Origin of the sequence: Pseudomonas fluorescens, from assembly GCF_000968015.1 — a bacterium.
GTDB lineage: Bacteria > Pseudomonadota > Gammaproteobacteria > Pseudomonadales > Pseudomonadaceae > Aquipseudomonas > Aquipseudomonas fluorescens_W.
Window position 1 is genome coordinate 46043 of record NZ_LACH01000063.1, and the last position, 24888, is coordinate 70930.

The 24888-nt window shown below is 56.8% G+C and carries 24 protein-coding genes and 1 pseudogene; 13 read left to right on the top strand and 12 right to left on the bottom strand.

Annotated elements, in window-relative coordinates; genetic code table 11:
• Window positions 1-132 precede the first annotated feature (132 nt).
• On the bottom strand, window positions 133-888 hold the full coding sequence (locus VD17_RS25955; protein ID WP_046056322.1) for an SDR family NAD(P)-dependent oxidoreductase: 756 nt from the start codon (window positions 886-888) through the stop codon (window positions 133-135).
• 12 nt (window positions 889-900) lie between these two features.
• Window positions 901-1668 (bottom strand): SDR family NAD(P)-dependent oxidoreductase, encoded by a 768-nt coding sequence (locus tag VD17_RS25960; RefSeq protein ID WP_046056323.1) that lies wholly within the window; start codon window positions 1666-1668, stop codon window positions 901-903.
• 525 nt (window positions 1669-2193) lie between these two features.
• Here VD17_RS25960 and VD17_RS25965 point away from each other — a divergent pair.
• The 4 genes from VD17_RS25965 to VD17_RS25980 all read left to right on the top strand — a co-directional run bounded on the left by VD17_RS25965 (window position 2194) and on the right by VD17_RS25980 (window position 6114).
• Window positions 2194-3312: an alcohol dehydrogenase family protein gene (locus VD17_RS25965; protein ID WP_046056324.1), complete on the top strand. Its 1119-nt coding sequence runs from the start codon at window positions 2194-2196 to the stop codon at window positions 3310-3312.
• The gene (locus tag VD17_RS25970; RefSeq protein ID WP_046056325.1) at window positions 3299-4420 is read left to right on the top strand and encodes a mandelate racemase/muconate lactonizing enzyme family protein; all 1122 of its coding nucleotides are present in this window, start codon (window positions 3299-3301) and stop codon (window positions 4418-4420) included. Before VD17_RS25965 ends, VD17_RS25970 begins: the two co-directional genes overlap by 14 nt.
• Before the next feature lie 220 nt (window positions 4421-4640).
• Entirely contained in the window at window positions 4641-5348 is a 708-nt protein-coding gene (locus VD17_RS25975) for a TetR/AcrR family transcriptional regulator (protein WP_046056326.1), read from the top strand.
• Window positions 5338-6114, top strand: a complete 777-nt coding sequence (locus VD17_RS25980; RefSeq protein WP_046056327.1) for a pyrroline-5-carboxylate reductase family protein — start codon at window positions 5338-5340, stop codon at window positions 6112-6114. The genes VD17_RS25975 and VD17_RS25980 overlap by 11 nt, the downstream gene beginning before the upstream one ends.
• A 69-nt stretch (window positions 6115-6183) precedes the next feature.
• Here VD17_RS25980 and VD17_RS25985 read toward each other — a convergent pair whose 3' ends face one another.
• The 3 genes from VD17_RS25985 to VD17_RS25995 form a co-directional block, all read right to left on the bottom strand.
• Window positions 6184-6567 carry a VOC family protein gene (locus tag VD17_RS25985; RefSeq protein WP_046056328.1) on the bottom strand — a complete coding sequence of 128 codons (384 nt, stop codon included), beginning with the start codon at window positions 6565-6567 and terminating at the stop codon, window positions 6184-6186.
• A gap of 63 nt (window positions 6568-6630) precedes the next feature.
• Window positions 6631-7746, bottom strand: coding sequence for an S-(hydroxymethyl)glutathione dehydrogenase/class III alcohol dehydrogenase (locus VD17_RS25990; protein ID WP_046056350.1), 1116 nt, complete (start codon window positions 7744-7746; stop codon window positions 6631-6633).
• Between the two features lie 55 nt (window positions 7747-7801).
• The gene (locus VD17_RS25995) at window positions 7802-9838 is read right to left on the bottom strand and encodes an NADH:flavin oxidoreductase (RefSeq protein ID WP_046056329.1); all 2037 of its coding nucleotides are present in this window, start codon (window positions 9836-9838) and stop codon (window positions 7802-7804) included.
• A gap of 361 nt (window positions 9839-10199) precedes the next feature.
• On the opposite strand from VD17_RS25995, the gene VD17_RS26000 reads away from it, so the two are divergent.
• The 5 genes and pseudogenes from VD17_RS26000 (at window position 10200) to tnpC (ending at window position 13909) form a co-directional block, all read left to right on the top strand.
• Window positions 10200-11180: an isopenicillin N synthase family dioxygenase gene (locus VD17_RS26000; protein ID WP_046056330.1), complete on the top strand. Its 981-nt coding sequence runs from the start codon at window positions 10200-10202 to the stop codon at window positions 11178-11180.
• 41 nt (window positions 11181-11221) lie between these two features.
• Window positions 11222-11611, top strand: a complete 390-nt coding sequence (locus VD17_RS26005) for an NAD(P)-dependent oxidoreductase (RefSeq protein WP_259674595.1) — start codon at window positions 11222-11224, stop codon at window positions 11609-11611.
• 59 nt (window positions 11612-11670) lie between these two features.
• On the top strand, window positions 11671-11988 hold the full coding sequence (gene tnpA, locus VD17_RS26010) for an IS66-like element accessory protein TnpA (RefSeq protein ID WP_046056331.1): 318 nt from the start codon (window positions 11671-11673) through the stop codon (window positions 11986-11988).
• Window positions 11985-12320: an IS66 family insertion sequence element accessory protein TnpB gene (tnpB, locus tag VD17_RS32750; protein ID WP_046056332.1), complete on the top strand. Its 336-nt coding sequence runs from the start codon at window positions 11985-11987 to the stop codon at window positions 12318-12320. The genes tnpA and tnpB overlap by 4 nt, the downstream gene beginning before the upstream one ends.
• Window positions 12321-12382: 62 nt before the next feature.
• Window positions 12383-13909 (top strand): annotated as a pseudogene (gene tnpC, locus VD17_RS26020) (IS66 family transposase).
• A 613-nt stretch (window positions 13910-14522) separates the two neighbouring features.
• On the opposite strand, the gene VD17_RS26025 reads toward tnpC, so the two are convergent.
• The 3 genes from VD17_RS26025 to VD17_RS26035 form a co-directional block, all read right to left on the bottom strand.
• Window positions 14523-15143, bottom strand: coding sequence for a glutathione S-transferase family protein (locus VD17_RS26025; protein WP_046056333.1), 621 nt, complete (start codon window positions 15141-15143; stop codon window positions 14523-14525).
• Window positions 15144-15241: 98 nt separating this feature from the next.
• Window positions 15242-16123, bottom strand: coding sequence for an NmrA family NAD(P)-binding protein (locus tag VD17_RS26030; RefSeq protein WP_046056334.1), 882 nt, complete (start codon window positions 16121-16123; stop codon window positions 15242-15244).
• A gap of 97 nt (window positions 16124-16220) precedes the next feature.
• Window positions 16221-16862, bottom strand: coding sequence for an HD domain-containing protein (locus VD17_RS26035; protein WP_046056335.1), 642 nt, complete (start codon window positions 16860-16862; stop codon window positions 16221-16223).
• A gap of 105 nt (window positions 16863-16967) precedes the next feature.
• Here VD17_RS26035 and VD17_RS26040 point away from each other — a divergent pair, with 105 nt between their 5' ends.
• Together VD17_RS26040 and VD17_RS26045 are read left to right on the top strand one after the other, a co-directional pair.
• Window positions 16968-18011, top strand: coding sequence for a GlxA family transcriptional regulator (locus VD17_RS26040; RefSeq protein ID WP_046056352.1), 1044 nt, complete (start codon window positions 16968-16970; stop codon window positions 18009-18011).
• 282 nt (window positions 18012-18293) lie between these two features.
• Window positions 18294-19166 carry a DNA/RNA non-specific endonuclease gene (locus VD17_RS26045; RefSeq protein WP_046056336.1) on the top strand — a complete coding sequence of 291 codons (873 nt, stop codon included), beginning with the start codon at window positions 18294-18296 and terminating at the stop codon, window positions 19164-19166.
• Between the two features lie 316 nt (window positions 19167-19482).
• On the opposite strand, the gene VD17_RS26050 is transcribed toward VD17_RS26045, so the two are convergent.
• A complete protein-coding gene (locus VD17_RS26050; protein ID WP_046056337.1) occupies window positions 19483-20616 on the bottom strand; it encodes an aminotransferase class V-fold PLP-dependent enzyme in 1134 nt (377 codons plus the stop codon).
• Between the two features lie 288 nt (window positions 20617-20904).
• Entirely contained in the window at window positions 20905-21585 is a 681-nt protein-coding gene (locus VD17_RS26055) for a polysaccharide lyase family 7 protein (RefSeq protein ID WP_046056338.1), read from the bottom strand.
• 213 nt (window positions 21586-21798) lie between these two features.
• Here VD17_RS26055 and VD17_RS26060 point away from each other — a divergent pair, with 213 nt between their 5' ends.
• Both VD17_RS26060 and VD17_RS31880 read left to right on the top strand, forming a co-directional pair.
• A complete protein-coding gene (locus VD17_RS26060) occupies window positions 21799-22131 on the top strand; it encodes a DUF3616 domain-containing protein (protein WP_046056339.1) in 333 nt (110 codons plus the stop codon).
• Window positions 22100-22873 (top strand): substrate-binding domain-containing protein, encoded by a 774-nt coding sequence (locus VD17_RS31880; protein ID WP_080932072.1) that lies wholly within the window; start codon window positions 22100-22102, stop codon window positions 22871-22873. The genes VD17_RS26060 and VD17_RS31880 overlap by 32 nt, the downstream gene beginning before the upstream one ends.
• Before the next feature lie 125 nt (window positions 22874-22998).
• Here the strand turns inward: VD17_RS31880 and VD17_RS26070 are convergent, their stop codons facing one another.
• Window positions 22999-24222 (bottom strand): GTP-binding protein, encoded by a 1224-nt coding sequence (locus tag VD17_RS26070; protein ID WP_046056340.1) that lies wholly within the window; start codon window positions 24220-24222, stop codon window positions 22999-23001.
• Window positions 24219-24881: a nitrile hydratase subunit beta gene (gene nthB / locus VD17_RS26075; RefSeq protein ID WP_046056341.1), complete on the bottom strand. Its 663-nt coding sequence runs from the start codon at window positions 24879-24881 to the stop codon at window positions 24219-24221. The genes VD17_RS26070 and nthB overlap by 4 nt, the downstream gene beginning before the upstream one ends.
• Window positions 24882-24888 lie beyond the last annotated feature (7 nt).

A 24888-nucleotide genomic window follows, 5' to 3' on the forward strand; every position in this document is an offset into this window, starting at 1 on the left:
GAGAACAAAGCCTCTAAGTATTGAATGCGTTGCCCGCTGCAAAATATTGCGGAGGGCCAGAGTCCGGCTCCGCGCAACCTGCAACGGAGGTGGGTGAGTGGCTCCCTCCGTTGCAAGCTGGGGCGAATTCGATCAAAACGGCAGTGGCAGTTTCGCCGTGCGCCCCCCATCCACCACAAGCACTTGCCCGGTGATAAAGGCCGATGATTCGGAGGCCAGGAAGACAACTGTTCCGCCAACATCCGTCGGCAATCCGGTACGTCCGACCGGGTGAAGGCGCAGGAGTGCCTGGCGCGCCGCACGCGGATCAGCTTGAGCGGCGAGGTACGCATCACTCAACTCCGAGTTGATCCACCCCGGAGCAATGGCATTGCAGCGGATGCCGTCTCGGCCGAGATCGACTGCCAAGGCTCGGGTCAGCCCATGGATGCCCGCCTTGGAGGCACAGTACGCGGCGTGTTCAGGGTTGGCTCCTATGCCTTCGATCGAGCCGATGTTGATAATGCTGCCACCGCCTCGCTGACGCATCTGTGGCACCAACGCCTTGCACAAGAACGCTGGCGCCCGCAGATTGACTGCCATCATGCGATCCCAGTCCTGTTCGGTCATATCATCAATGGATTTCTCGAACATGAACCCAGCGTTGTTAACCAATACATCGATTCCGCCAAGCTGCTCCTGGGCGAACTGTGCAATCAAATTGGGTGACTCCATCGAGGCGAGATCAGCCTCGACGAAATAGACTTGAGGGTGATTTTGCAAGTCGGCGTCCAGTGCCTGGCGCTGAGCGATCAACACAGTAGCTCCCGCCTCAAGCAATTGTTCGGTGATGCCTCGGCCAATCCCTCTGCCGCCCCCTGTCACTACTACATTTTTACCGTTGAGCATCGCTACCTCTCCTTAGCCGGATACCGGCTTGGCGCCTGTGACTTCTACCGTTTCACCGGCGATGTACCTGGCCTCGTCGGACGCCAGAAATGCGATGACATCCGCAATGTCTTCAGGCTCGGCGATACGGCCTAACGGCACGCTCCTATTCAGTTCTTGCACGGCTTGGTCCGGATCCAGGCCACGACGCTCAAAGCCGCTGCGTATCATCGGGGTATTGATTTCATGCGGGCACACGGCGTTGACGCGAATGCCCAAAGGGGCGCAATCGCGGCCCAGATTTTTGGTTAAAGCCGCGACAGCCCCTTTGCTTGTGCAATACGCCACATGAGCGGGGCCTGGATAAATGCCCCAGACAGATGATGTGTTGACGATTGCGGCGCCTGGGCGATTTTTCATGTGCGGTATCGCGGCACGGCAGATGAAGAACACCGCATTCAGGTTTACGCCCATGGCGTCGAACCACATGTCGTCAGTGGTTTCCTCAATCGTGCCGCGGGGAATGATGCCCGCATTGTTCAACACGATGTCGATCCCCGAAAAAACATCGACGGCAGTTTGGACAATCGCTTCGCAATATTCTTTTCGGCGTAAATCACCTGCCACGTAGTGCACTTCGGCGCCCAGGTCACGGACTTTGACGGAAATTGATTTGCAACCGGCTTCATCAAGATCAGACAAAACAAGCTTTGCGCCTTCTCGGGCGAACAATAGTGCTAGCGCCTGTCCGACACCGCCGGCAGCGCCGGTAATGACTACCACTTTATTATTGAATTTCATAGGGCCCTGCCTGGTAGTTTTTTGGCGCAGCCATTATTTAATTTCAACGGATCGCAGCGTCTAGCAACTTTTTCATAGGGCCAAAGATAACGTGGCGTTATCAAAAAAACTGACTCGAGCGTTTGGATTCACGCTCGAGCCAGCCGGCGTGGGGCAAATGTAGTTCCGCCACCAAACCCCACCCTGAGAAAATATTGATTATTTGCATAGCGAGCAGCACGCCAGCCGTTCATAACGAGAAGTCATCATTTATGTATCTAAAATATCATTATGGTCAGGGGGGACCAGCTGCTAAGGTTTTCTATAAGTGGGAAGCTACAAGCTTGCACTTTCCAAGTCTCATTATTTTACTGGTAACACTTAAGGCGTTGTATACACATCGTTTAAGCGCCTGATGAGTAAGAAAAAATAAACGCCAGTGAAACGTTTCCGTTTGCGCGCGCAGCAAACAACCTCTTGGCAAATCCGCCGACTAATAAAAATCGAAGACAGGTTGCATAACCCTCAAACGACTAGGAGAGCCGAATGACGTTTACATTACCCAAGACCATGCACGCCGTGCTTCTGAAGGGGCATGGGGGGACGGAGCAACTGGAGTATCGAACTGATGTGCCAGTGCCTCGCCCTGGTGTCGGCGAAGTCTTGATAAAAGTTGGCGCTGCTGGAGTCAATAACACCGACATCAACACGCGTATTGGTTGGTACTCCAAACAAGTAACCGGCGATACAAATTCGGGAGGCGCTTCCGGGTTCGCTAACATCGACACTGAGGACGCATCGTGGTCCGGCGTTCCGCTTAAATTTCCGCTGATCCAGGGGGCCGACTGCTGCGGGCGCATTGTAGCGGTTGGCCAAGGGGTGGACGATTCTCGAATCGGACAGCGGGTACTGGTACGGAACATGCTCCGAGCACCGGTTGAGAGTCGGCCATTCGAATGCTGGACTTATGGCTCAGACTGCAATGGTGCTTTTGCGCAATTTACGGTTGCTCCCGCAGCGGACACCTGGCCCGTGAACAGTAATTGGAGCGATATCGAATTAGCTTCTATTCCATGTGCTTATTCAACCGCCGAACTTTTACTCCAGCGTGCAGCCGTCAATGGTACTGACAAAGTACTGATCACCGGTGCAAGCGGCGGTGTGGGATCGGCTGCGGTCCAGTTGGCAAAGTGCCGCGGCGCCGAGGTAATTGCAATTACCAGCGCAAGCAAGGCGGATCAAATTTTGTCTCTGGGCGCCGATCGCGTTATTTATCGAGACGCAAACTTAGTGGAGGCGCTGGGTGAAAATAGTGTCTCCGTGGTGCTGGATCTGGTGGGCGGGAACGATTGGCCCGCACTCTTGCAAGTGCTCAAGCGGGGTGGTCGCTACGGTGTTTCGGGTGCGATCGCTGGCCCAATCGTCGAGCTGGATCTTAGAACGCTTTACTTGAAGGACCTCACATTTCATGGCTGCACTTTCCAAGAGGATGCAGTTTTCGAGGAGTTGGTCAGTCATATTGAACATGGACGTATCCGTCCCTTTGTCAGCAACAGTTATCCGCTGTCCGACATTGCCAAGGCACAGGATGACTTCATAGAAAAACGTTATGCGGGAAAACTGGTATTGGTGCCACCACAGGAGAGTGTTTGTGAAGATCATTGAAATTGAAGTTTATCAAGTCGATCTGCCCTATGCTGGCGGCGTTTATAAGCTGTCAGGCGGCCGTACTTACACAAGTTTTGACTCCACGATAGTGTGTATTCGCACAGACACTGGCTTTGAAGGCTGGGGCGAATCGACACCTTTTGGCCCGAACTACATTGCAGCGCACGCCCTGGGGGTGAGAGCGGGTATCGCCGAAATGGCGGACATGCTCCTCGGCCGGGATCCCCGGCAGGTTGATCGTATCAACGATCTCATGGACAGTACCTTGATGGGCCACCTTCATGCAAAAGCAGCGATTGATGTGGCCTGCTGGGACATCCTGGGCAAAGCGGTTGGTATGCCGGTGTGTGAACTGCTGGGGGGCAGTACAGGACTGTCCATGCCGATCATCGACTCAACTTATGCCGGCGATCCTGAGGACATGCGTCGTCGAGTTGCTCAGACACGAAAGCAAGGATACCTGGGGCATTCGGTGAAGGTCGGCGCGACACCGGAGGAGGGTGGGCCTGCGCTGGATGCTGCGCGCATTGAGGCATCACTTGCAGATGCACGCCCCGAGGAATACTTCATCGTTGATTGCAACGGTGGCCTGACGGTGGAGCATGCATTGCGCATGCTGAAACTGCTGCCATCCGGGCTGGACTTCGTCCTTGAGGCGCCATGCGCCACCTGGGCTGAGCACATGTCCCTGCGCCAGCGAACCAATGTGCCGCTGATCATGGACGAGCTGGCGACGGACGAAGCTTCTGTGATGCAACTGATCAGCGAGAAAGCTGCCGACGGTATTGGTCTGAAAGTTTCCAAACATGGTGGCCTGACCAGAGCCCGACGTCTGCGCGACATGTGCATGACCTCCGGTTTGACGATGAGCGTTCAGGAGACCGCTGGCTCACAGGTAGCGTTCGCAGCGCTGATTCACCTCGGGCAATCTATCCCACACCGAAATTTGCGCTGCGTGCTTGATACGCGCGATATGTATCCACCGATCACGGCGCACGTCGACATTCCCGTGGTGGATGGCCGTATCCGTGCCCCGCAGACACCAGGATTGGGCATCACGATCAATCGGGACGTCGTCGGTGAACCCGTAACGGTATATCGCTGAGTTCATCTCCAGCAGCGCGGCGCATGAAGTACTTCGTGCGCCGCGTTTTTTTGTGTGGAATCTGCTTTTTGACTAGCGAATTGATTCGGGTCTATTGCTGGTGTGCTCACTTGAGTTGGCGAAAGAACGTCTCGAAAATGTACGCCGGTGTACATGCCGTGTACGCCAAAGATCCTGGGGTGTACAGTGACGAGGAATTTTCAAAGAAAGGTCAACCCGAATGTCACAGACAGGAAGGGCGAAAACCAAAGCGCAGGACGCAGGCTGGCGAGGCTCCGTCGATGGTTGGCTGGATGCCGCCTACGATGCTCTTAAAGAGTCGGGTGTGGATGCTGTGCGGGTGATGCCGCTGGCCAAGCGCTTGAATTTGTCTCGTACCAGCTTCTACTGGTTCTATGAAGATCGGGAACAACTGCTCGCGGCACTCCTGGCTCGATGGCGGGACAAGAACACCGGCGGTATGGTCAGCCAATGTGAGAGTTATGCAGAAAGTATTTCCGAAGCGATTCTCAACGTCTTTGAGTGCTGGGTGAGCCCTGAGCTGTTCGACTCGCAGTTCGAATTTGCCGTGCGCAGTTGGGCGCTGCAATCGGACGAGGTCAAAGCTGAAATCGCTTTAGCCGATGAAGCGCGGATGAATGCCCTGGCCGCGATGTTCCGACGGTTTGGCTACGACGGCGAGGGGGCTGACGTTCGGGCCAGGACGATCTACCTCACACAGATCGGCTACATCTCCATGAAAACCGATGAAGATATTGTCGTCCGTTTTAGACGGATTCCTCAGTACGTGAGCGTGTTTACCGGCAAAGTACCGAAGCGGCGCGAGCTGGACCGCTTTTATGGAAAGTTCGGCTACGCAGAAAAAGAACCGGGCGTTTTCGTTCCCTTGGTCGAAACATTCGAGGAGTCTCCTGCCGATGGAGAATAGAACCCTGGGCATCATTGGGGGCACCGGCTGGCTCGGGCGTGCAATTGCCGAGGCGCTCCTTGAAAGCGGCTTCATCAAGCCTGACCATTTGTTGATCTCGAACCGCTCAGGCGTCAGTACCTTCGAGCCAGGCGTGAAGCTGCTGACCGACAACCAGCAGTTGGTGGACCTCAGCGATATTGTCGTGCTGTCTATCCGGCCGGAGCAGTTTCGCGAACTGCGGATCAACGCCCGCGGCAAGGTAGTGATTTCTCTGATGGCCGGAGTTCCGGCTTCAGCCATCAGCGCGGCCACCGGTGCGGATGTAATAGTGCGGGCCATGCCGAATGCGGCCGTGGAAATCAGGCAGTCGTTCACGCCCTGGTACTGTGTCGGAAACCTTGTTGAACGCGACCGCCAGTGGGTGCAGCGACTGTTCGAGTGCGTAGGTTCGGCGGACGAAGTGCCTGATGAAGACTGTATTGATTACCTCAGCGCGTTGTCCGGGACTGGGCCGGCCTTCCCGGCAATGCTGCAAATGGCGCTGACTAATCAGGCGGTGGCTGCGGGAATTCCCCTTGTCATCGCGCAGCGCGCTGCACAAGGCGTAGTGGTGGGGGGCGGCCAGATGCTTGCCAGCCGCGATCCGCGGCAAATGATTGAGTCGTTGATGGCTTACCGTGGCGTGACGGCGGCAGCGCTGCAGTCGATGGCCGATCAGAACATCGAGTCCATTGTGGGGCGGGCAGTAAAGGCAGGCGCTGAGGTTGCGCGGCGGGGAATGTAGCCAGGCAGGGGGTAGACAGTGAAGGCCCGCTGAAGGGCCTTCACTGTAAAAGGTGTCAGCCGGTTGCGATTATTCGGCCTTGAAGCAGTAGACAGCCAGTTTGTTGCCATCAAGGTCCCGAGCGTAAGCGGCATAGGCATTTTCAGCCCAGTTACGCGAACCCGGTTGGCCTTCACAGATGCCACCCGCCGCGAGTGCGGTTTCGTGGAATGCATGTACCGCAGCGCGATTAGGCGCTTCGAAGCTCACAGTCACGCCATTGCCAACGTTGGCAGGATTGCCATTGGCGGGTTTGAGCACGAAGAACGACGGTTTATTCACGCCCCAAATGGAGCCGGATTCATCAAGGTCGGCAACACGGTTGAGACCAATTTCTTTCAGAACGCCATCATAGAAGGTCCGTGCTTTGGCAAGGTCATTGGTACCGACAGTGACATGGGTAAAAACAGACATTTTGATTTCCTTTGGGTTGTGATGAGGGTGTGAGCGCTGGCCGATATCACGGCAGTGCCTTGCTCAGAAATGAATGACGGTGCGAATGCTTTGCCCGGCATGCATCAATTCGAAAGCCTTGTTGATGTCCTCAAGGCCAAGGTTATGGGTGATGAAGGTTTCCAGCGGAATTTCGCCGGTGCTCGCTTTCTCAACGTAGCTGGGAAGCTCCGTGCGGCCCTTGACTCCACCAAACGCGCTGCCACGCCAGACGCGCCCGGTCACCAGTTGGAAAGGGCGGGTGCTGATTTCCTGGCCCGCACCGGCGACACCGATGATGATCGATTCACCCCAGCCCTTGTGGCAGCACTCCAGAGCAGCTCGCATCAACTTGACGTTGCCGACGCATTCAAACGAATAGTCCACGCCACCGTCGGTGAGCTCGACAATCACGTCCTGGATGGGCTTGTCATAGTCCTTGGGATTGATGAAGTCGGTCGCGCCGAGCGATAGGGCGACGTCCCGCTTGGCCGGGTTGATATCAATGGCGATGACTCGCCCGGCGTTGGCCATTTTCGCGGCCGCCAGCCCGATCCCGCCGAGCCCGAATATCGCAACGCTTGCCCCGGCCTCGACCTTGGCAGTATTGAGTACGGCACCAATACCTGTGGTCACGCCACAGCCCAACAAGCACACCTGTTCTAGCGGCGCATTTTTGGGGATTTTGGCCAGGGAGATCTCCGGCAGTACCGTGTACTCGGAGAAGGTCGAGCAGCCCATGTAGTGGAACACTGGCTGGCCCTGAAAGGAGAAGCGCGATGTTCCGTCAGGCATCAGGCCCTTGCCCTGTGTCGCTCTGACTGCCTGGCACAGGTTGGTCTTGCCCGACAGGCAGAATTTGCATTGCCGGCACTCCGCCGTGTACAGCGGAATCACATGATCGCCGACCGACAATGACGTAACACCTTCGCCGATTGACTCGACGATCCCGCCGCCCTCATGACCCAACACGGCAGGAAAGATTCCCTCGGGATCGTCGCCCGACAGGGTAAAAGCATCCGTGTGGCAGACTCCGGTTGCCACGATTCTTACCCGTACTTCGCCAGCCTTGGGCGGTGCGACATCGATGTCCACCAGCTGTAACGGCTGTCTTGGGCCGAAAGCGACTGCCGCCTTCGATTTGATGGTCACTGCGGACATGGTTTCCCTCTTGTTCATGGCGAGCCTCCGTTCCAACAGGAATGGAGGTTCGGATTCAGATTTCTTTCATCAGGCGCAAAGCGTCGTAGATGGCCGCGTGGGTGTTGCGAGCAGACACGGCGTCGCCGATCCGGAACAACTGGAAGCGTCCTTCGGGATTGGTGACGATGTTCTGTGCCGTGCCGGCGATCAGGTCATGCTGCTCTACCGCGCCGCCATTGGTGGAGAGAGGACGCAGGTCGAAGTACAAGTCATCCAGGGGAAGGGTGCCGTGGTTGACGACCACCTGATCGACCACGCGCTGCTTGTGGACCTGCCCGTAATCGCTGCCAAAGGTTGCAACGAGCCCGTCATCACGTTTTTCCACTGTATCGACCCGGTAGGTGACGGTGAAGGTGACGTCCAGGTCCTGCAGGCTGCGCATGTAGGGCACCAGGTTCATGGCCATGACTTCAGGTGCAAACGAGCGGTCAGGGGTGACGATCTCTACGGTCGCACCGCTTTGCGCGATGACTTCGGCAGCCTGCAGGGCGGCATGATCCCCAGCATCGTCGAAGATCAGTACGTTGCGCCCCGGCTTGATGTCACCGGAAATGATGTCCCAGGTTGAAACCACGAGTTCGTTGCCTTCGCGGAGCACCTCGGTATCCGGCAGGCCGCCGGTCGCCACGATGACCACGTCAGGCTCGAAGGCTTGCACAGTGTCGGCTTCGGCCCAGGTGTTGAAGTGAAACTTCACCCCCAGCCGTTCACATTGCGCCATGCGCCAATCAATGATGCTGATCATCTCGCGACGACGCTCGCTCAACGCAGTCAGACGAATCTGCCCACCAGGTTGGTCAGCCGCCTCAAGCACCGTTACATCATGGCCGCGCTCACCGGCGACCCGCGCCGCTTCCAGCCCGGCAGGGCCCGTACCGACCACCAGCACCTTGCGCTTGACGGCGGCTTTGGGAATGTCGTGAGGCATGGTGGTTTCCCGACCCGTCGCTGCGTTGTGGATGCAGTAGGCCGCGCCACCCTGGTAGATGCGATCCAGACAATAGTTGGCGCCCACGCACGGACGAATGTCTTCTTCGCGCTTCTCGATGATTTTGCGCACGATGTGCGGATCGGTCATGTGCGCGCGGGTCATGCCCACCATGTCCACTTTGCCCGAGGCGATCGCGTAGCGCGCCGTGGCGACATCTGGAATCTTCGCAGCGTGGAAGGTCGGAAAGCCAGTTGATGAGCGGATCTCGCCAGCGAAGTCGAGATGAGGCGAGTTGCGCATACCCTGAATCGGAATGACATCGGTCAGCCCTGCATCCGTATCGATGTGACCACGCACGACGTTCAGGAAGTCGACCAGTCCGCTGTCCTTGAGCATGTGAGAAACCTGCATGCCCTCGCTGGCAGTGAAGCCACCGGGCAATTCTTCATCACCGGTGTAGCGAACTCCCAGCAGAAAATCTTCGCCGACCCGCTGACGGATGCCACGCAGGATGTCGAAGGTAAAGCGCATGCGGTTTTCAAGTGACCCGCCGTAAGGGCCGTCGAGGTCATTGGTCAACGGCGACCAGAATTGGTCCATCAAATGCCCGTAAGCCTGCAGCTCCAGGCCATCGAGACCTGCCGCCTTCATGCGCTCCGCGGCGTCTACATAGTCCTTGATGATCCGCTCGATGTCCCATTCTTCCATTTTCTTCGGGAAGGAGCGGTGTGAAGCCTCGCGACGGTGTGACGGCGACACCACCGGCAACCAGTCGGCCTTGTCCCAGCGGGTGCGACGGCCCAGGTGAGTCAACTGGATCATCACTGCCGCGCCATGTTCGTGGCATTCATCGGTCAGGTCCTTCAACCATCCGACTACTTCGTCCTTGTAGGCGAGCACATTGTTGAACACCGGCGGACTGTCTCGGGATACGGCAGCGGAACCTGCAGTCATGGTCAGGGCGACACCGGCTTTGGCGCGCTCCACGTGGTAGGCGCGGTAGAGATCCTTGGGCATGCCGTCCACAGGGTAGGCCGGTTCATGGGAGGTGGTCATGATCCGGTTTCTGAGGGTCAGATTCTTGATTTTATAGGGTTGCAGCAAGGGATCGCTGGACATCGTGGTGCGCTCCAAAGTGGGCTTCATCAGGCTCGGTGACTTAAAATTAGGATAAATGTACACCTGTGTCAACGGTTGATGACACATGTGTACATTTTGCTTGCGTGACAAAAAATCCAGGATTAACATCCGTCAAAACCCGGACTGATTTGACTCGTACGCGCCTGGTTTCCATCGCATTGAGCGGTCAGTGCCCGCGGCGTGATGAAAGTGCGTGCAGCGGCAAACCGCACTCGTTGAGGCGCACATGAAAGTGGGTGTTATAGGTGACGGTTCAGATGTGATTCAGTGGGATTGAAGAGGGCACAGTCGTGCTTTCTTAAACTTCTGCCTTATTGATATTTCGGAAAGGAGAGCATAGGTGACAGAGTTATTTGATATTCGCTTGGCTAGCAAACAGACAGCTTTCACTGAAATTCCAGTCATAGATATATCGTCGCTCATAAACGGTGAAAATCCGCTGAAGGTGGCAAGCCAAATAGGTGATGCATGCGAAAAGGTGGGTTTTTTTTATATAAAAAACCATGGTGTTGATCAGCGGTTAATAGATGAGATGTATGCGCTGACCAAAAGTTTTTTCAAGCTTCCTTATGAGGAGAAGAACAAGCTTAATGTCGTGAATTCCGGGCTCACGCTACGTGGTTATATACCGATGTACGCGGAAAACGTCGATCCTGCTAACACCCGCGATTTCAAAGAGTGTTTTGATTGCGGAGCTCATTATGATGAGGTCTCTCCATTTTTTGGTCCTAATCAAATGCCGTCTGCACTGCCGCAATTTGAGAAGGTTGCCGAAGATTACCATTCCTCTGTATTGGCTCTCGCGCGAATGCTCATTGGCGGGATCGCGCTGAGTTTGGGTTTACCACAAGATTACTTTGAACATCTTCAGCGTAAGCCCATCACTATTCAGCGAATTTTGCGTTACCCGCCCCAGATCGGAAGGGTCTCCCAAGAGGAGATCGGTATTGGGGCACACACGGACTATGGTTTCTTGACGGTCCTTTCCCAAGATGCAGTTGGCGGTTTGCAAGTCAGGAACCGTGCAGGGGAGTGGGTTACTGCCCCACCAGTTGAAGGCACTTTTATCGTCAACATTGGTGATTTGGTTCAAACCCTCACCAATGATCGCTACACCTCGACAATGCATCGCGTCATAAATACTAGCGGCCTAGAGCGCTATTCAATACCTTTCTTTATTGATTTGGATTTCGATGCAGTTGTCGAGCCTGTGCCAACCTGCGTGAGTGAGGCTCTACCCGCGAAGTATGAAGCGTACACTTGTGGCAAACACAAATTTAAGCGTTTCGTTGATAGCTATACGCATCTGAAAGTCGAGTAGGGAGTTGTCTATGTGCATCCTATACATGGCCGCCCCCGCCGATGCTGGGCGTCATGGGGGTTGGCAATCTCGGACGCGCCGCGCTTGATCGCCTTCAGCCATTGGGATTTCAGGTCGGTGGCTGGAGTCGTTCTTTGAAGGAGGTGCCAGGTGGCCATTGTTACGTTGGCCCGGAAGAACCAGAGGCGTTTTTAGGGCAGTGCGACATCCTTGTGAACATGTTGCCACTGACTCCCGAAACAGACGGGATACTCAATGCTGTGAGGCTCGATTGCCTGCCTCATGGAGCGGGACTGATTAACGTGGGACGTGGCGCCCACGTTATAGAAACCGCTTTGCTTTCTGCGTTGGGTGAAGGCCGTCTGGAAGGTGCCGTACTGGATGTTCTGGGTAAGCGTCTGACCAAGTCACCTTCCGAACTCCAGCATTAAGGGCGATGGTGTCCGCATATTTTTAAGCGGACGCGATAGCCCTTAACGTCAGGATTTCCATGCGCCAACGAAGCTCTTATCCAAAACTCTTCAAGGCCCAGGTTGTTCAGGAATGCCTGCAACCGGGGGCAACGCTATCCAGCGTCGCCATCAGCCACGGCATCAACGCCAACGTAATCCGCAAGTGGCTGCCGCTTTACCGAGACCAGCTGCCAGCGGCGTTGCCGGCTTTTGTTCCTTTAAGAGCCAGCCTCAAACGGCCGGAGGAAGCGCCGGCGACTATCGAACTGCCGCTTGGCGAGCAAACGCTTACAGTGAAATGGCCAACTTCCGATCCCGAAGGCTGTGCCCGTTTTGTCCGTGGGCTCATGCAATGATCCGCATCGACGCCATCTGGCTCGCCACCGAGCCCATGGATATGCGCGCCGGCACTGAAACGGCGCTGGTCAGGGTGATTGCGGTCTTCGGTGCGGCGAAGCCGCACTGCGCTTATCTGTTTGCCAATCGCCGCGCGACTCGCATGAAAGTGCTGGTGCATGACGGGATTGGCGTCTGGCTGGCTGCTCGTCGGTTGAACCAGGGCAAGTTCCACTGGCCAGGCATTCGACAAGGCTGTGAGATGCAGCTGGATACCGAACAACTTCAGGCCTTGGTGCTGGGCCTGCCTTGGCAGCGCGTTGGAGCTGGCGGCGCGATCACCATCCTTTGAAAGGCTGTAATTAACGCCTGAGCCTGCTGCCGCAGGCGGTCTGCTTTGGTAAAATCCAAGGCATGACTTCTACGCCCAACCTCGATCAAATGCCCCCCGATCAACTGCGTGCATTCGCTGCGCAGTTGATGTCGCAGGTCGACACGATGGGCAAGAAAATCCATCGGATCGAAACAGTCAACGAACAGCTCACCCACGAAATTGCAGTGCTCAAACGGCATAAGTTCGCCAAGCGCAGCGAGCAATTGAGCCCTGAGCAGGGCAGCTTGCTCGACGACCTGCTCGACACTGATATCGCTGCCATCGAAGCCGAGTTGAAAGCAGCCAATCCGCCGGCTGCGCAGCCGGAGCCACGTCAGCAACCCAAGCGTGCGCCGTTGCCGCCGCAGTTTCCACGCACGGTGATCCGTCACGAACCCGAGAACACGCAGTGCGGATGTGGCTGCCAGCTTCAGCGCGTCGGCGAAGACATCAGCGAGAAGCTCGATTACACGCCGGGCGTGTTCACCGTCGAGCAACACATACGTGGAAAGTGGGCCTGCCGACAGTGCGAAACACTGATCCAGGCACCGGTACCGGCCCAGGTAATCGACAAGGGCATCCCGACCGCAGGCCTGCTGGCTCATGTGATGGTGGCGAAGTTTGCTGACCATTTGCCGCTGTACCGGCAGGAGAAGATCTTTGGCCGCGCCGGCCTGATGATCGCCCGCTCGACGCTAGCACAGTGGGTTGGACAAACCGGCGTGCAGCTTCAGCCTATGGTCGATGCGCTACGCTAAGCGGTGCTCGCTGAGGGCGTGATCCACGCCGATGAGACTCCGGTTCAAATGCTAGCGCCAGGCGAGAAGAAAACTCACCGAGCGTATGTATGGGCTTATTGTGCCACGCCGTTTTCGACACTCAAGGCTGTGGTTTATGACTTCAGCCCAAGCCGTGCCGGCGAGCACGCGCGTAACTTCCTCGGCTCCTGGAACGGCAAGCTGGTATGCGACGATTTTGCGGGCTACAAAGCCGGCTTCGAGAAAGGCATGACTGAAATTGGTTGCATGGCTCACGCCCGCCGCAAGTTTTTCGATCTGCACGTGGCAAACAAAAGCCAGTTGGCCGAACAAGCGCTGCACTCGATTGGCGGCTTGTACGAAGTTGAACGGCAAGCGCGAGGCATGGGTGATGAGGATCGTTGGCGAATACGCCAAGAAAAGGCTGCACCAATAATCAAGGCACTGCATGACTGGATGTTGGCCCAGATAGATCTGGTGCCAAACGGATCTGCGACGGCCAAAGCCCTGGATTACAGCCTTAAACGCTGGGTAGCGCTGACGCGCTACCTTGATGACGGCGCGGTGCCTATCGACAATAACCCAGTCGAAAACCAGATCCGACCGTGGGCACTTGGGCGCTCGAACTGGTTATTTGCCGGATCGCTACGCAGCGGAAAACGGGCAGCGGCGATCATGAGTTTGATCCAGTCGGCCCGCATGAATGCGCATGATCCGTATGCCTACCTCAAGGATGTTCTGACGCGGCTGCCGACCCAGAAAGCCTCTGGGATCAAGCAACTTCTGCCGCATCAGTGGGTGCCGGCCTGACTCCCAACGGTGAGTTGGACGTATGGTTACACCCCCCTTCTTACAGGCTGGGGTCATACGAGTTGAGCACTGCATCCCACCGCATTTCATGGTCTTCGACCGCAACATTCCATTCGCAACCAGACACCGAGATACGAATCTCCGATAAGCACTTACACCAATGTTGTACGCCAACCCATGATGCGTCTTCTTGGTTATCAGGGAGCTTAGTGGAGCCCGAGAGCACGAGACCCTTCTTTAGAAAACGACTCGGTTCCAGGTTTGTTGAAAAGTCAAATGACTCCCAATTTAGGCCAGCGCCGAGGGAGAGGAATCGTTCGATTTGATCGTCTACACAGTAGCGCCGAACAATCTCCTCAATAGCGGCTATCTCGTTCGAGCTGAGCGGAGCTTTTCGCCGAGCAGCGTAATAGATGGATATTGCCAAAATGTTCTCTCAGAGTCGGTAGTCGTGATTGGGATGAAGGATACCGGGCTTGCCTCCGTTCGACTACGCAAGGTGTGTTAGCCGGACACTTACTGTTCTGGTACAAGAGCCTCCCTCTCAAGACAACCCACTCTGTCACGTATCAACGAGCTGAAGACACCCAGTTTTCCGCTGAGAAAATGGCGCTTAGAGATTTTGAAACGCTTTCAATCCTCGCTGGACTGCGGGCCTGGCTTCGATCGCATCGAACCAGCGTGACAAGCGTGAAAGCACTGCCCAATCCAGCCGGTCACGAATTGATGCCGCAAGGGTGAAAGCAGAGATGTCTGCCATGGAAAACTGATCTCCGGCCATAAAGTCTCCGGTAAGAAACCGTTCTGCATAGACAAGTTGTTCAATGACGCGCAGATCGATGACTGTGGCCGCATCAATGAATCCCGCCTGACGCAGGAAGAATGCCGCATGGCTGGGCCCGATGACGTCCGTTACGAAAAAGAAGTAACGATCAAACACTCGGTCGCGCTCTGGTCCAGGATGCGCTGGTGCGAGTCGACCGGGAGCTTTGGCGTCCGCGAACTGAATGATTGCGTTTGATTGGTTGATGACCAGTGCCGGTGTCGACGTATGGTCGACCAGGGTGGGGACTTTTCCTGCCGGATTAAGCGCCAGGTACGCCAAATCGCGCTGCTCATTCGCGTGCAGATTCAGTCTCCGTGCCGTGTAGGGGATACCTGCTTCTTCCAGGGCTATCGCAGCCCTCAGACTGTTGCCGGTTTGAGCGCCATACAACTCTATGTTGGGGTTCATCAGGCACTCCATTGGAAATGAATGGACAATCATTGGATGCTAAGTGAAAAGCGGCGTATGCGTATGTCTTCAAGACCAAGTGCATACGCCCATAGTGATCACACCTCGAACGCTTGCCGGTTTGCGCGTACGAACTCAGCCACCGTTTGAGGCGCTTGTCCGGTGATTTCGCCGATAACCCCGTCCTCACCGCTAAAGATTCCATTCTGGTAATCGACCGCGACTGCAAGGAAATGCTGGATCACAAACTCCGGCAGATCGTAGGTCTCCAGATGCTGGCGATACTCTTCCAAGGTCGAAGGGCTGTAGGTGATGGTGCGGCCTGTGATGTCGCTGATTTGGTCGGCAATCTCTTGATGGCTCAGTTCGACAGGGCCGTACAGCGGATAGGTTTTCCCGATATGGCCAGACGGCTGTGTGAGAACGGCGGCGATTAGCCGCGCCTGGTCTTCAGCGGCGATGGGTGCATGTCGGCCGGTGCCGTATGGCAGCGTGATCTTGTTCTCCTTCACGATCTGATCAAGTACCCACGGAAAGATCAGCCACTCGGAAAAGAACGTCGGCCGGATGTGCACGGTGGGTACGCCCGACCAGTCGAGTACGCGTTCTGCAATCCAGTGGTCGCGCGCGGCGTGACTCAAAGAGTCTTCCCGAGCAGAAATCTGCGACATTTCCACCACGACCTCGACGCCGGCTCGCCGGGCGGCATCGGCAAAATAGGCGGTCGCCTGAATGTAGCCAGGACGCACGGGATAGCACAGGTAGGCGCCTGTGACTCCCTCCATCGCATGAATGATGTCGTCATGTTCAAGGAGGTCGCCCACAAATATTTCGGCGCCCTCGCTTTGGAGCGCTGCGCTGCGCTCGTCCTCCTGGTGCACAAAAGCCCGAACCGCATGACCGCCGTTGAGAAGGTGGCGAATGGTGTAGACGCCGGTTTTTCCCGTAGCGCCGGTGACGAGGTATTTACGTTGCTGCATGGTGAATACTCCAAAGTAAAGGAACATACATTGCTGGCGCCGATATCACGTATCTGGCGTTACCTATTCAAGAAGGCTGTGCAGTAGCGCATCGCCGTCAGCTATCGAAAGGAGCGTGGTCAATCAGGTCGCACACATTCGGGCATTCGAACCCGTGCACGTGACGACGTCCGACATCCGCGAGCCCAGTGCCAATCGCGGTGTGAGGTTTCTTCCGGGCCACTTCGGCGACCGCTTGGGTAAACGCGGCTTTCATTCCAATGCGGGGGTAGAGGGCCAGCGTATCCTCGACCAACGATGGCGTGATTTCCTCCAGCCGTAATCCCATCACGTCGACATGCGCGCCCATGTAGATCAGGGCGATCTCTGGCTGTTTGCGGTCGGCGATGCCGGCGCTAGAGTGAAGTGCGATCGCATCCCAAACCAGTTCGACTTTCGATTCCGGGTAACCGTTTTCCAACAGGAAGCGGCTGGCAGCATCGGCGCCGTCGACCTCAAAACGTTGGTCGGCTGCAAATTCGTACGTCAGCCCCAGGTCGTGCAGCAGTGCGGCGAGATAGACGGCCTCGCGGTCGTATTTCAGGCCTCGCTGCTGGCCGAGGAATTCGGCAAACCACCACGTGCGATGCACATGGTGCAGGAGCGCTGGCGAGTGAACGCGCTCGACGAGGAAGGAGGCTTTGCGGGCGAGTTCAGAGTCTGGAGCGCTGAAGCCGCCGATGATCACAGGTGTACTCATGTTTGTTCCCGGAGGATGAAGTGGGCTCGCAGTTCATTCTAAGTAGTTGCAATTGGCACAATTGACTATTTTCAGATGATTTGTGCCAATATCCGTGCCACGTCAATGCGGGAGATCGCTGTGAAAAAAACGACGAACTCAAACCATTCCTTTGTCGGCGTGGCGCAAAAACGAGTGGTGATTTTGGGTTTGCCGCCCGTGGACTCGCTTGATGTGATCGGCCCGGCAGAGGTGTTTGCCTATGCAAACAACCTGCACCGTGGCGACTCTGCTCCCTACGTACTTGAGCTGGTTTGCGCGGGTGCCAATGAACATCTGGAGAGCAGCACCGGCATCGCACTCATGGCGCACAAGACGCTTGAACAGGAGCGTCTTGAAAACAGGGCCATCGACACGTTGATCGTGACGTCGGGCTGGAAAGCCATGGATCAGCTGGATCAGACGGCCATCGAGTGGATCCGCACGCGAGCCAAGGGCATCAGGCGTGTGTGCTCGATCTGTGTCGGCGCGTTCGCCTTGGCTGAAACAGGGCTTCTGGATGGTCGAAAGGCAACAACCCATTGGCGGATGGCACGCAGCCTGGCCGATCGCTATCCCAACGTGCAGGTCGATCCCAATCCGATCTGGGTCAAGGACGGCAACCTGTACACCTCGGCAGGCATCTCGGCGGGAATCGATCTTGCACTCGCATTGGTCAGCGAAGACCTGGGCGACGACATCGCTTTGGAGATCGCGAAAAATCTGGTTCTGTTTCTGCGACGTCCAGGCGGCCAGGCACAGTTCAGCGTCGCACTCCAGTCGCAGCATGCGACAGGTTCGAACCTGGATGAGTTATGCGTATGGATCAGTGAGCATCTACATTCGGAGCTGACGGTCGAGATACTTGCAGACAGGCTCGCCACCAGTGTGAGGACCTTGATTCGCATGTTTCAGAGGGAATTCAAGACAACGCCTGCGAAGTACGTCGAGGACGTCCGGGTCGAAGCGGCCTGTCGGCAAATTGAGCTGGGAAGGCGGTCAATGGAAGAGGTTGCGCGCCGATGCGGCTATCACAGTGTCGACGTGCTCAGAAAAGCCTTCGTGCGACGCATGGGGGTGAGTCCAAAGGAGTACGCGCAACGTTTCGCGCCAGTTAAGGAGCCCGCTTAGGCATGCCCAATGGTCATGAGCTTGTTCAAGCGGGCTGCTGATTTATTGGAGTCAGTAGAATGTAAACGCTGCTCAGCACTTATGTGACTTGTCATGGTCAATAAATCCCGCACGACCGTCAGCGGTCGTACTGCTCGGAGCCGACCGGGTCCGCATCGGCATTTTGATCAAGGACAGTGAAAGCATGCTCGCCGCAAGATAATCAGCAACCGCCTCCACCAGGTTCCGTGAATCGGGACTCGCCCTACGTTTACCCCTCAATCCAAATCGAAGATTAATAGCATGCACCTACGCAAAATTGCAGTTGGGCTGTCGGCCCTTGTTTTGCTCTCGACCGGGGCAGAAGCCCGCAGTCTGCTGGATTTCCTCAAGCCGCCCGCCCAGCATCACGAACAAGCGTCCCACTCGGGCTCGATCAGCCAGAACGCGGCGCTGGAACTCTATTCAAACAAACAGAAACAGGCATCGTTCGACGGCTGTGCAGATCTGTTCCCGGCAGCCAAACCGATCAACATGGCCACTGTGCCTGCAACCATGAAACCCTTGGCCCTGTGCTCTGACAACTTCGCTGTGCTGTACTCGCAAACCAGCAGGACGCCGCTGGTAGTGGTCGAACGCCTTAATGCCGCCCAGTTGCAGGATGCCAAAGGGGAGGAGCGCACCAACCAGTTCTACCCGGACCCGCGCATCCCCAAGAGTGGGCGGGCAGAGTTGAGCGACTACCGTAGCCAACATCCGGCCGTGGACCGTGGCCATCAATCCCCGGCAGCCGATGCACCAAGCCCCAATGCAATGGCCCAATCCTTTGCGCTGTCGAACATGGTGCCGCAAGACCCCACCAACAACCGGAAGATCTGGAGCAAGGTCGAGGCGGATGTCAGAAAATTTGCCAAGCGAGCCGATGGCAATGTGTTTGTCTTTACCGGCCCGCTCTTTGACTCAGGCCACAGCACCATCGGCGACAACAAGGTCTGGGTGCCGACCCGTCTGTTCAAGCTGGTTTACGACGCATCGTCCAAGCGTGCCTGGGCCTACGTACTACCCAACGCTGAAACCCGTATCGAGAGACCGATGGACTATGACGCTTTCGTGAAGAGTACCGGGCTCCACTTGCTGGGGAATCTGCCGGTCACAGGTTCCGTAGGGCGCTCTTGATGGCTTGATGAATGGCACCCCAAAGGCTGGATGCAACCGATGGGGTGCTTCATTAGTCAGCTTTGGGTCAATCCAAGTCATACAGCCGCCAATCTCCGCGCCGTGAAAGGCTTCGTTGGAAACCTTTTCTGATAGCGCTAAAGGGCGCACGTGTGAGTAAGACGCGTGCACGGGCTTTCCCTTTTGGTTCTAACATGACGTCCGGGCGACCAGCGTCAAATTCGTCGAAGATCAGCGCCATGGGCCGGCAGTGCCCAGGGCAGGATGCCTTCCTGGAATTCACAAGTTCGGTATCTGCTGCGGGCACGATGAGGGCTTAGTTATCCATCACCTCGTCCAGTGCCTGCTCGAGGGTGCTGACCGTGCGCTCGATATTGTGCAGCTTTTCGAGTCCGAACAGACCGATGCGGAAGGTCTGGAAGTCGGCCGGCTCGTCGCATTGCAATGGCACTCCGGCGGCGATCTGCAGGCCGTGGTTGGCAAATTTCTTACCGCTCTTGATGTCGGCATCATCGGTGTAGCTCACCACTACGCCAGGGGCCTGAAAGCCGGCTGCGGCCACGCTTTTGATGCCTTTGCCGGTCAACATTGCGCGCACCCGATCGCCCAGAGCCTGTTGTTCGCTGCGGACCTTGTCGAAACCGTAGGCTTGCGTCTCTTTCATCACTTCGTTAAATCGCGCGAGGGAATCGCTGGGCATGGTCGCATGGTAGGCATGTCCGCCCTGTTCGTAGGCCTGCATGATCTGCAGCCACTTTTTCAGGTCGCAGGCGAAGCTGCTGCTATGCGTCTGCTCGATGCGCTCCAGGGCCAAAGAACTGAGCATCACCAGGGCGCAGCAAGGGGAGGCGCTCCAGCCTTTCTGCGGTGCGCTGATCAGCAGGTCGACTGCGCATTTCTGCATATCAACCCAAAGGGTGCCTGAGGCGATGCAGTCCAGCACGAACAGGCCACCGACCGCATGCACCGCGTCGCCGACGGCCCGCAGGTACTCGTCGGGCAGGATAATCCCTGATGAGGTTTCAACGTGGGGGGCGAAGACAATCTGCGGCTTCTGCGCCTGAATAGCTGCCAGCACTTCGTCCAGAGGGGGTGGGGCGTAGGCAGCCTGGCGACCCGTGTCGACCGGTCGGGCTTTGAGCACCGTAGTGGCCGCCGGGATGTTGCCCATCTCAAGGATCTGGCTCCAGCGATAACTGAACCAGCCGTTGCGTATCACCAGGCATTGCTGGTCGGTGGCAAACTGTCGCGCCACCGCTTCCATACCGAATGTGCCGCTGCCCGGGACCACCGCAACAGCCTGGGCGTTGTAGACCTGTTTCAGGGTCCTGGAAATGTTCTTCATCACGCCTTGAAATGACTGCGACATGTGGTTGAGCGAGCGGTCGGTGTAGACCACTGAGTACTCGACCAGCCCCTCGGGGTCGATACTGGGATATAGCTTTGACATGGGGTGACTCCTTTGGCAGAGATGTCAGTGGTATCGACCCTGCCCTAAGCCTTGGCAAATGACAAGATTGCTCGGGATTGAATTTCGACTTCTGTCGAGCGGCTGACATCATCTGGTCGATTACTGACGTAGCAATGCTCTCAGGCGAACGCAGTGGTTTTGAAAGGCTTCGAGGGCATCTGCTGCCCGCGCGGTTGAGTTCACTGACAGCTAGCCACTGGGTAGCCGATCGACGAGGAAATCCACTTAAGTCTTTACCCTTCGGATCGGCGTACCAACGGTAGTTACCTAAAGAAGCGATTTAATGTTGTGTTGGACCTCCAGCATCCTGAACGTCACTTTTCCGCCCTCGGTGGGGTAGCCGGTGTTGTCCTGCACATACGCCCCCGCTTTGAAATACAGTGGTTTGGTCTTCCAGCTCGGGTCGATGGTGGTTCTCCAGTTGTTTCCTGCTGCGCTGATGCCCAGCGCGCCCTTCGGGCTGAGGTGAATCTGGTAGGTAAAGTTGCGGTCGAGCGGCACACCCGTCGCAATGGTAATGACCTGGGGCTCTTCATCGTCGGGGCGCATGCGCACCTTGACGACAATGTTTCCCGTCGAAGCCGACGTTTTGTATTGGTATTCCAGCTTCACCATGGGGTCGTTGCTGTCCTTGTTGTGAATCTGACCAATCACGATCTTGCCGGTGCTGGGCACCTGATTGACGGTCAGACTCGCCCGCAGAATGTTATCCGCCGCTGAATACTGCCAGTTGCGCAGCGTTCCATCGCTATAGGTTTCCCGCAACTCGCTGCGCGGGTAAATAGCATTGGCAGTCTTGGAACCGGTCACAGGTGCCCAGAAGGAGAGGGTCGCGGCTTCAGAACTGAAATACTGGTCCTTGAAGCCTTGCGCCAGTCGAGGCGTTTCTATGGTGGCCGGTGGGCTGCCTTCAGGGATGCTTAAATTCCAGGTGGCGAGGTCGATCATGTCAATAATCCTGTATGCGGGGAATGTTGCGGCCACAGTTGCGCTCGAACCGACGCTATTGAGCTTCAATTGGGTCTGCTGGTTAGGAAATCCGTATGGCGGTAGATTGACGTCAAATGTTCGTCTGGGTGGTTAGTGCAGGCTTTGTGCCTGCGGGGGTGACCGTTAGTCGGTTATTTTTGGAGTTGATGGAACTAATCCGGGTTTGCGTCGTTGCGCGATGGCCTGGGCTTGCGTGACCTGTGCACCCGCGGTGACGATCTGCTGATCCTGGCGGGCCCCACGATGGAGCAGGACGGTCCGGTAACGGTCTTGCGCTGGCGCGGCGGTTTCGCGTCGGACGAGGAAAGCTTGGTCTTCACCGATCAATTGGAGAAGGTGCTGGAGGTGCCTTTCGGGCAAGGCAACGATCACGCTGAGGGCGTGCGTCTGTTCCAATCGGGCGAGCAGCCTGGGGAGGTTCTGATGATCGTCTACGACTCTGCGGCGCAGAGTCGTAAACACGGCGATACGGATGTGGAAGGGGACCTGTTCATCCTGGATTAGCCACGTACATCGACGTCTGCTGGTCGCCACCCTCGGACTTGCAGCACTGGCCTTGCATCTTCATTACCGCGCTCGGCATCGGGATCGCCAGCGCACGGCGGTGCTCAGCGGGCGTCATCGGGAGTTGCTGCGCATCGGCACGGTCGACAGTCTGATCACCCTTGAACACAGCCCGGTACCGGCGGCCATTGCCCAGTTGCGTGCTGCGCAACCCGGCGTCCATATCGATTTGCAAGTCATGCGTCCCGATGAGCTTGAACAGGCGGTCCTCGAAGAGCGCATCCAGGTGGCCGTCGGCGCCTTCCACCATCGGTTGTCGGGGCTTCATTATCAGGCGCTGTTCGAAGAGGAGCAGCATCTGTATTGCGGCAGCGGTCACCCGTTTTTCCTGCGCTCGGACCAGAACCTGACGTTTGAAGAGTTAAGTGCGGCGGACTATGTCGATAGAGGTTATGTCGCCGAGAACAAACGACCGTGCGAGCTCAGGTTCGCCAGTGCGGTCAGTGCCTTCTCCATGGAAGCCATTGCGTTGCTGATCTTTTCGGACACGTATATTGGATATCTACCCACCCACTATGCGGCGATCTGGGTCGAGCGAGGCAGGCTTCGATCGATCATGCCGCAACGGTTAGCTTATCGTTCTGCCTTTCATTGCATTACCCGCCAAGGCGCAGAGCAAAAGAGCACGGTCAGCCGGTTTCTCGACAGGCTCACCGTTCATGCGAAGTTTCATTTGCCTTAGACCACGATGTTCCGGTTCCCGCACGCGGGATGAAGGCACCTTCACGATGATCCTCAAGGCTTCGTCGTTGGTCTCAACAATCATGCCGGGCTGTTGATTGCCTCTTCGACATTTTAAAGGAGCGGTCAGTGTGACAATGCCTGGAGGTCGAAGGATGTTGCGCCCGGCAAGGTTGGCCACGTCTGTGGACCGTCCATGATCTCTTCCGGGGTCAGCAGGCAGGCGTCCAGTTGCCGCTTCAAAATATCCAGGTCGAGACACTGACCGATGAAGACGATTTCCTGTCGGCAATCCCCGGTGATCTCGTCCCATTTGGCCAAAATCCCTTGTTGGCGATAGTCGTCATGGGGCCATTGTGATTGCGAGATGAATGTCCACCAGCGGCCGACATAGTCCCAACGAAATTGCCCACCACTTTGCACCAGCATGCCAATGTCCAGATGCCGGCTGGCGACCCAGAAGTAGCCTTTGCAACGCAGTAGCCGCCCGTTTTGCCAGGGCCGCTGCAGGAACTCCAGCAGACGTTGCGGATGGAATGGCGCACGCTCCTGATACACCCAGGAAGAAATTCCATAAGTGTCCGACTCGGGAGGATGCTCGTCACTTGCTTCCAGACGCTTCATCCAGCCGGGTGACTGCACCAGACTCGGCAAATCGAAGCGGCCGGTGTTGAGGATCTTCCACAGATCGACGGCACCGTGGGTCATGGGCAGGATTTGCGCCTTCGGATTGAGGCCCGCGAGGAGGGCGCTGAGTTCCAGAAAGCCTTTCTCGCCAATCACGTCCAGCCGACTGACGAGGATGACGTTGGCGTACTCCACCTGTTCGATCAGCAGATCGGACAAGTGGCGTAATGGCGTGCCCGTTTCGTCCTCGCCGCCGACGGTGTCCCGCGAGTCCAACAGCGACTGGAAGTTGCTGCCGTCGACGACGGTGACCAAGGTATCGAGCCGCGCCAGTTCGCTCAGACTGAAACCTGCCGAGTCGAGGAAGGCAAAGGTCTCGGCGACTGGCATCGGTTCGGAGATTCCGGTGGACTCGATCAGTAGGTAATCGAAGCGCTGCTGACGCGCCAGCAGGCTGATCTGCTCAAGCAGATCAGCGCGCAGTGTGCAGCAGATGCAGCCGTTGCTCATCTCGACCAGTTCATCGCTGCCGCGGTGCAGCGACACATTGCGCGCCACGTCCTCGGCATCGATGTTGACTTCGCTCATGTCATTGACGATGACCGCCACCCTCATGCCTGCGCGATTGCGCAGGATGTGGTTGAGCAGGGTCGTCTTGCCGGAGCCGAGGAAGCCCGAAAGGACCGTCACCGGCAACCGGACCTCCAGGGCCCCGTCAATCATGCGGTCACCGTTTGCGCGACGACGGCCTTGTCCAGGTAGCTTTCGAACAGGTCGACGACCACCAGGCCATCATCCGCGGCATCGCCCCACAGATCCTTCACCTGGAATTCGACGTGATAGGTGGGCTGGTGCGCCGCGCTCAAATCGCCGTGACCGATGGCATCCGGGAACGGCCATTTTTCCGAGGTGCGGTGTCGGATGATGCCTTCCTTGCCGCGTACATAGGCCGGCATGCGCACGTGTCCGGCCACGTACTCGTCGCGAACCACCACCCGGTCGCCCACTTCAAATGGAGGGCGGCCGATGAGGGCGGGACGACCCTTGTCGTGGGGAGGGTTCGCCAATTTGAACGTCGAACCCAACGCCAGATCGAGCTCCTCCTGGGTAATGACGCCGGTTTCGACAAGCAACGTGGCCGTGGCGATGACGTAGCGTTCGTAATATTGCGTGCCTACGTGCTGGCGGACATCAAGTCGTTCGACGGCGTGACGTACTTCGTCGACGCTGAATTTTTTCAACTGGTCTGCGCCGATAAACATCAGGCTATACGCCAAGTGTTCCCATTCTTGTTTGAATACCTGCTTGTAATCCAGGCTATTGATGACATGGGGAACCTTGCCAAAGCCTTGAAAACCGCCGAGATCGTGAAAGCCATCCATATTGAAA

Bases quoted from the DNA above. Each gene is read 5' to 3' on its own strand.
- VD17_RS26055 (WP_046056338.1), bottom strand. From the start codon at position 21,585: ATGATCGACCTCGCCACCTGGAATTTAAGCATCCCTGAAGGCAGCCCA.
- VD17_RS25980 (WP_046056327.1), top strand. From the start codon at position 5,338: ATGGAGAATAGAACCCTGGGCATCATTGGGGGCACCGGCTGGCTCGGG.
- VD17_RS26040 (WP_046056352.1), top strand. From the start codon at position 16,968: ATGCGGGAGATCGCTGTGAAAAAAACGACGAACTCAAACCATTCCTTT.
- tnpB (WP_046056332.1), top strand. From the start codon at position 11,985: ATGATCCGCATCGACGCCATCTGGCTCGCCACCGAGCCCATGGATATG.
- VD17_RS25995 (WP_046056329.1), bottom strand. From the start codon at position 9,838: ATGTCCAGCGATCCCTTGCTGCAACCCTATAAAATCAAGAATCTGACC.
- VD17_RS26050 (WP_046056337.1), bottom strand. From the start codon at position 20,616: ATGTCAAAGCTATATCCCAGTATCGACCCCGAGGGGCTGGTCGAGTAC.
- nthB (WP_046056341.1), bottom strand. From the start codon at position 24,881: ATGGATGGCTTTCACGATCTCGGCGGTTTTCAAGGCTTTGGCAAGGTT.
- VD17_RS26035 (WP_046056335.1), bottom strand. From the start codon at position 16,862: ATGAGTACACCTGTGATCATCGGCGGCTTCAGCGCTCCAGACTCTGAA.
- VD17_RS25965 (WP_046056324.1), top strand. From the start codon at position 2,194: ATGACGTTTACATTACCCAAGACCATGCACGCCGTGCTTCTGAAGGGG.
- tnpA (WP_046056331.1), top strand. From the start codon at position 11,671: ATGCGCCAACGAAGCTCTTATCCAAAACTCTTCAAGGCCCAGGTTGTT.
- VD17_RS26005 (WP_259674595.1), top strand. From the start codon at position 11,222: ATGCTGGGCGTCATGGGGGTTGGCAATCTCGGACGCGCCGCGCTTGAT.
- VD17_RS25960 (WP_046056323.1), bottom strand. From the start codon at position 1,668: ATGAAATTCAATAATAAAGTGGTAGTCATTACCGGCGCTGCCGGCGGT.
- VD17_RS26025 (WP_046056333.1), bottom strand. From the start codon at position 15,143: ATGAACCCCAACATAGAGTTGTATGGCGCTCAAACCGGCAACAGTCTG.
- VD17_RS25955 (WP_046056322.1), bottom strand. From the start codon at position 888: ATGCTCAACGGTAAAAATGTAGTAGTGACAGGGGGCGGCAGAGGGATT.
- VD17_RS25990 (WP_046056350.1), bottom strand. From the start codon at position 7,746: ATGTCCGCAGTGACCATCAAATCGAAGGCGGCAGTCGCTTTCGGCCCA.
- VD17_RS26045 (WP_046056336.1), top strand. From the start codon at position 18,294: ATGCACCTACGCAAAATTGCAGTTGGGCTGTCGGCCCTTGTTTTGCTC.
- VD17_RS25975 (WP_046056326.1), top strand. From the start codon at position 4,641: ATGTCACAGACAGGAAGGGCGAAAACCAAAGCGCAGGACGCAGGCTGG.
- VD17_RS26070 (WP_046056340.1), bottom strand. From the start codon at position 24,222: ATGATTGACGGGGCCCTGGAGGTCCGGTTGCCGGTGACGGTCCTTTCG.
- VD17_RS26030 (WP_046056334.1), bottom strand. From the start codon at position 16,123: ATGCAGCAACGTAAATACCTCGTCACCGGCGCTACGGGAAAAACCGGC.
- VD17_RS25985 (WP_046056328.1), bottom strand. From the start codon at position 6,567: ATGTCTGTTTTTACCCATGTCACTGTCGGTACCAATGACCTTGCCAAA.
- VD17_RS31880 (WP_080932072.1), top strand. From the start codon at position 22,100: ATGTGGAAGGGGACCTGTTCATCCTGGATTAGCCACGTACATCGACGT.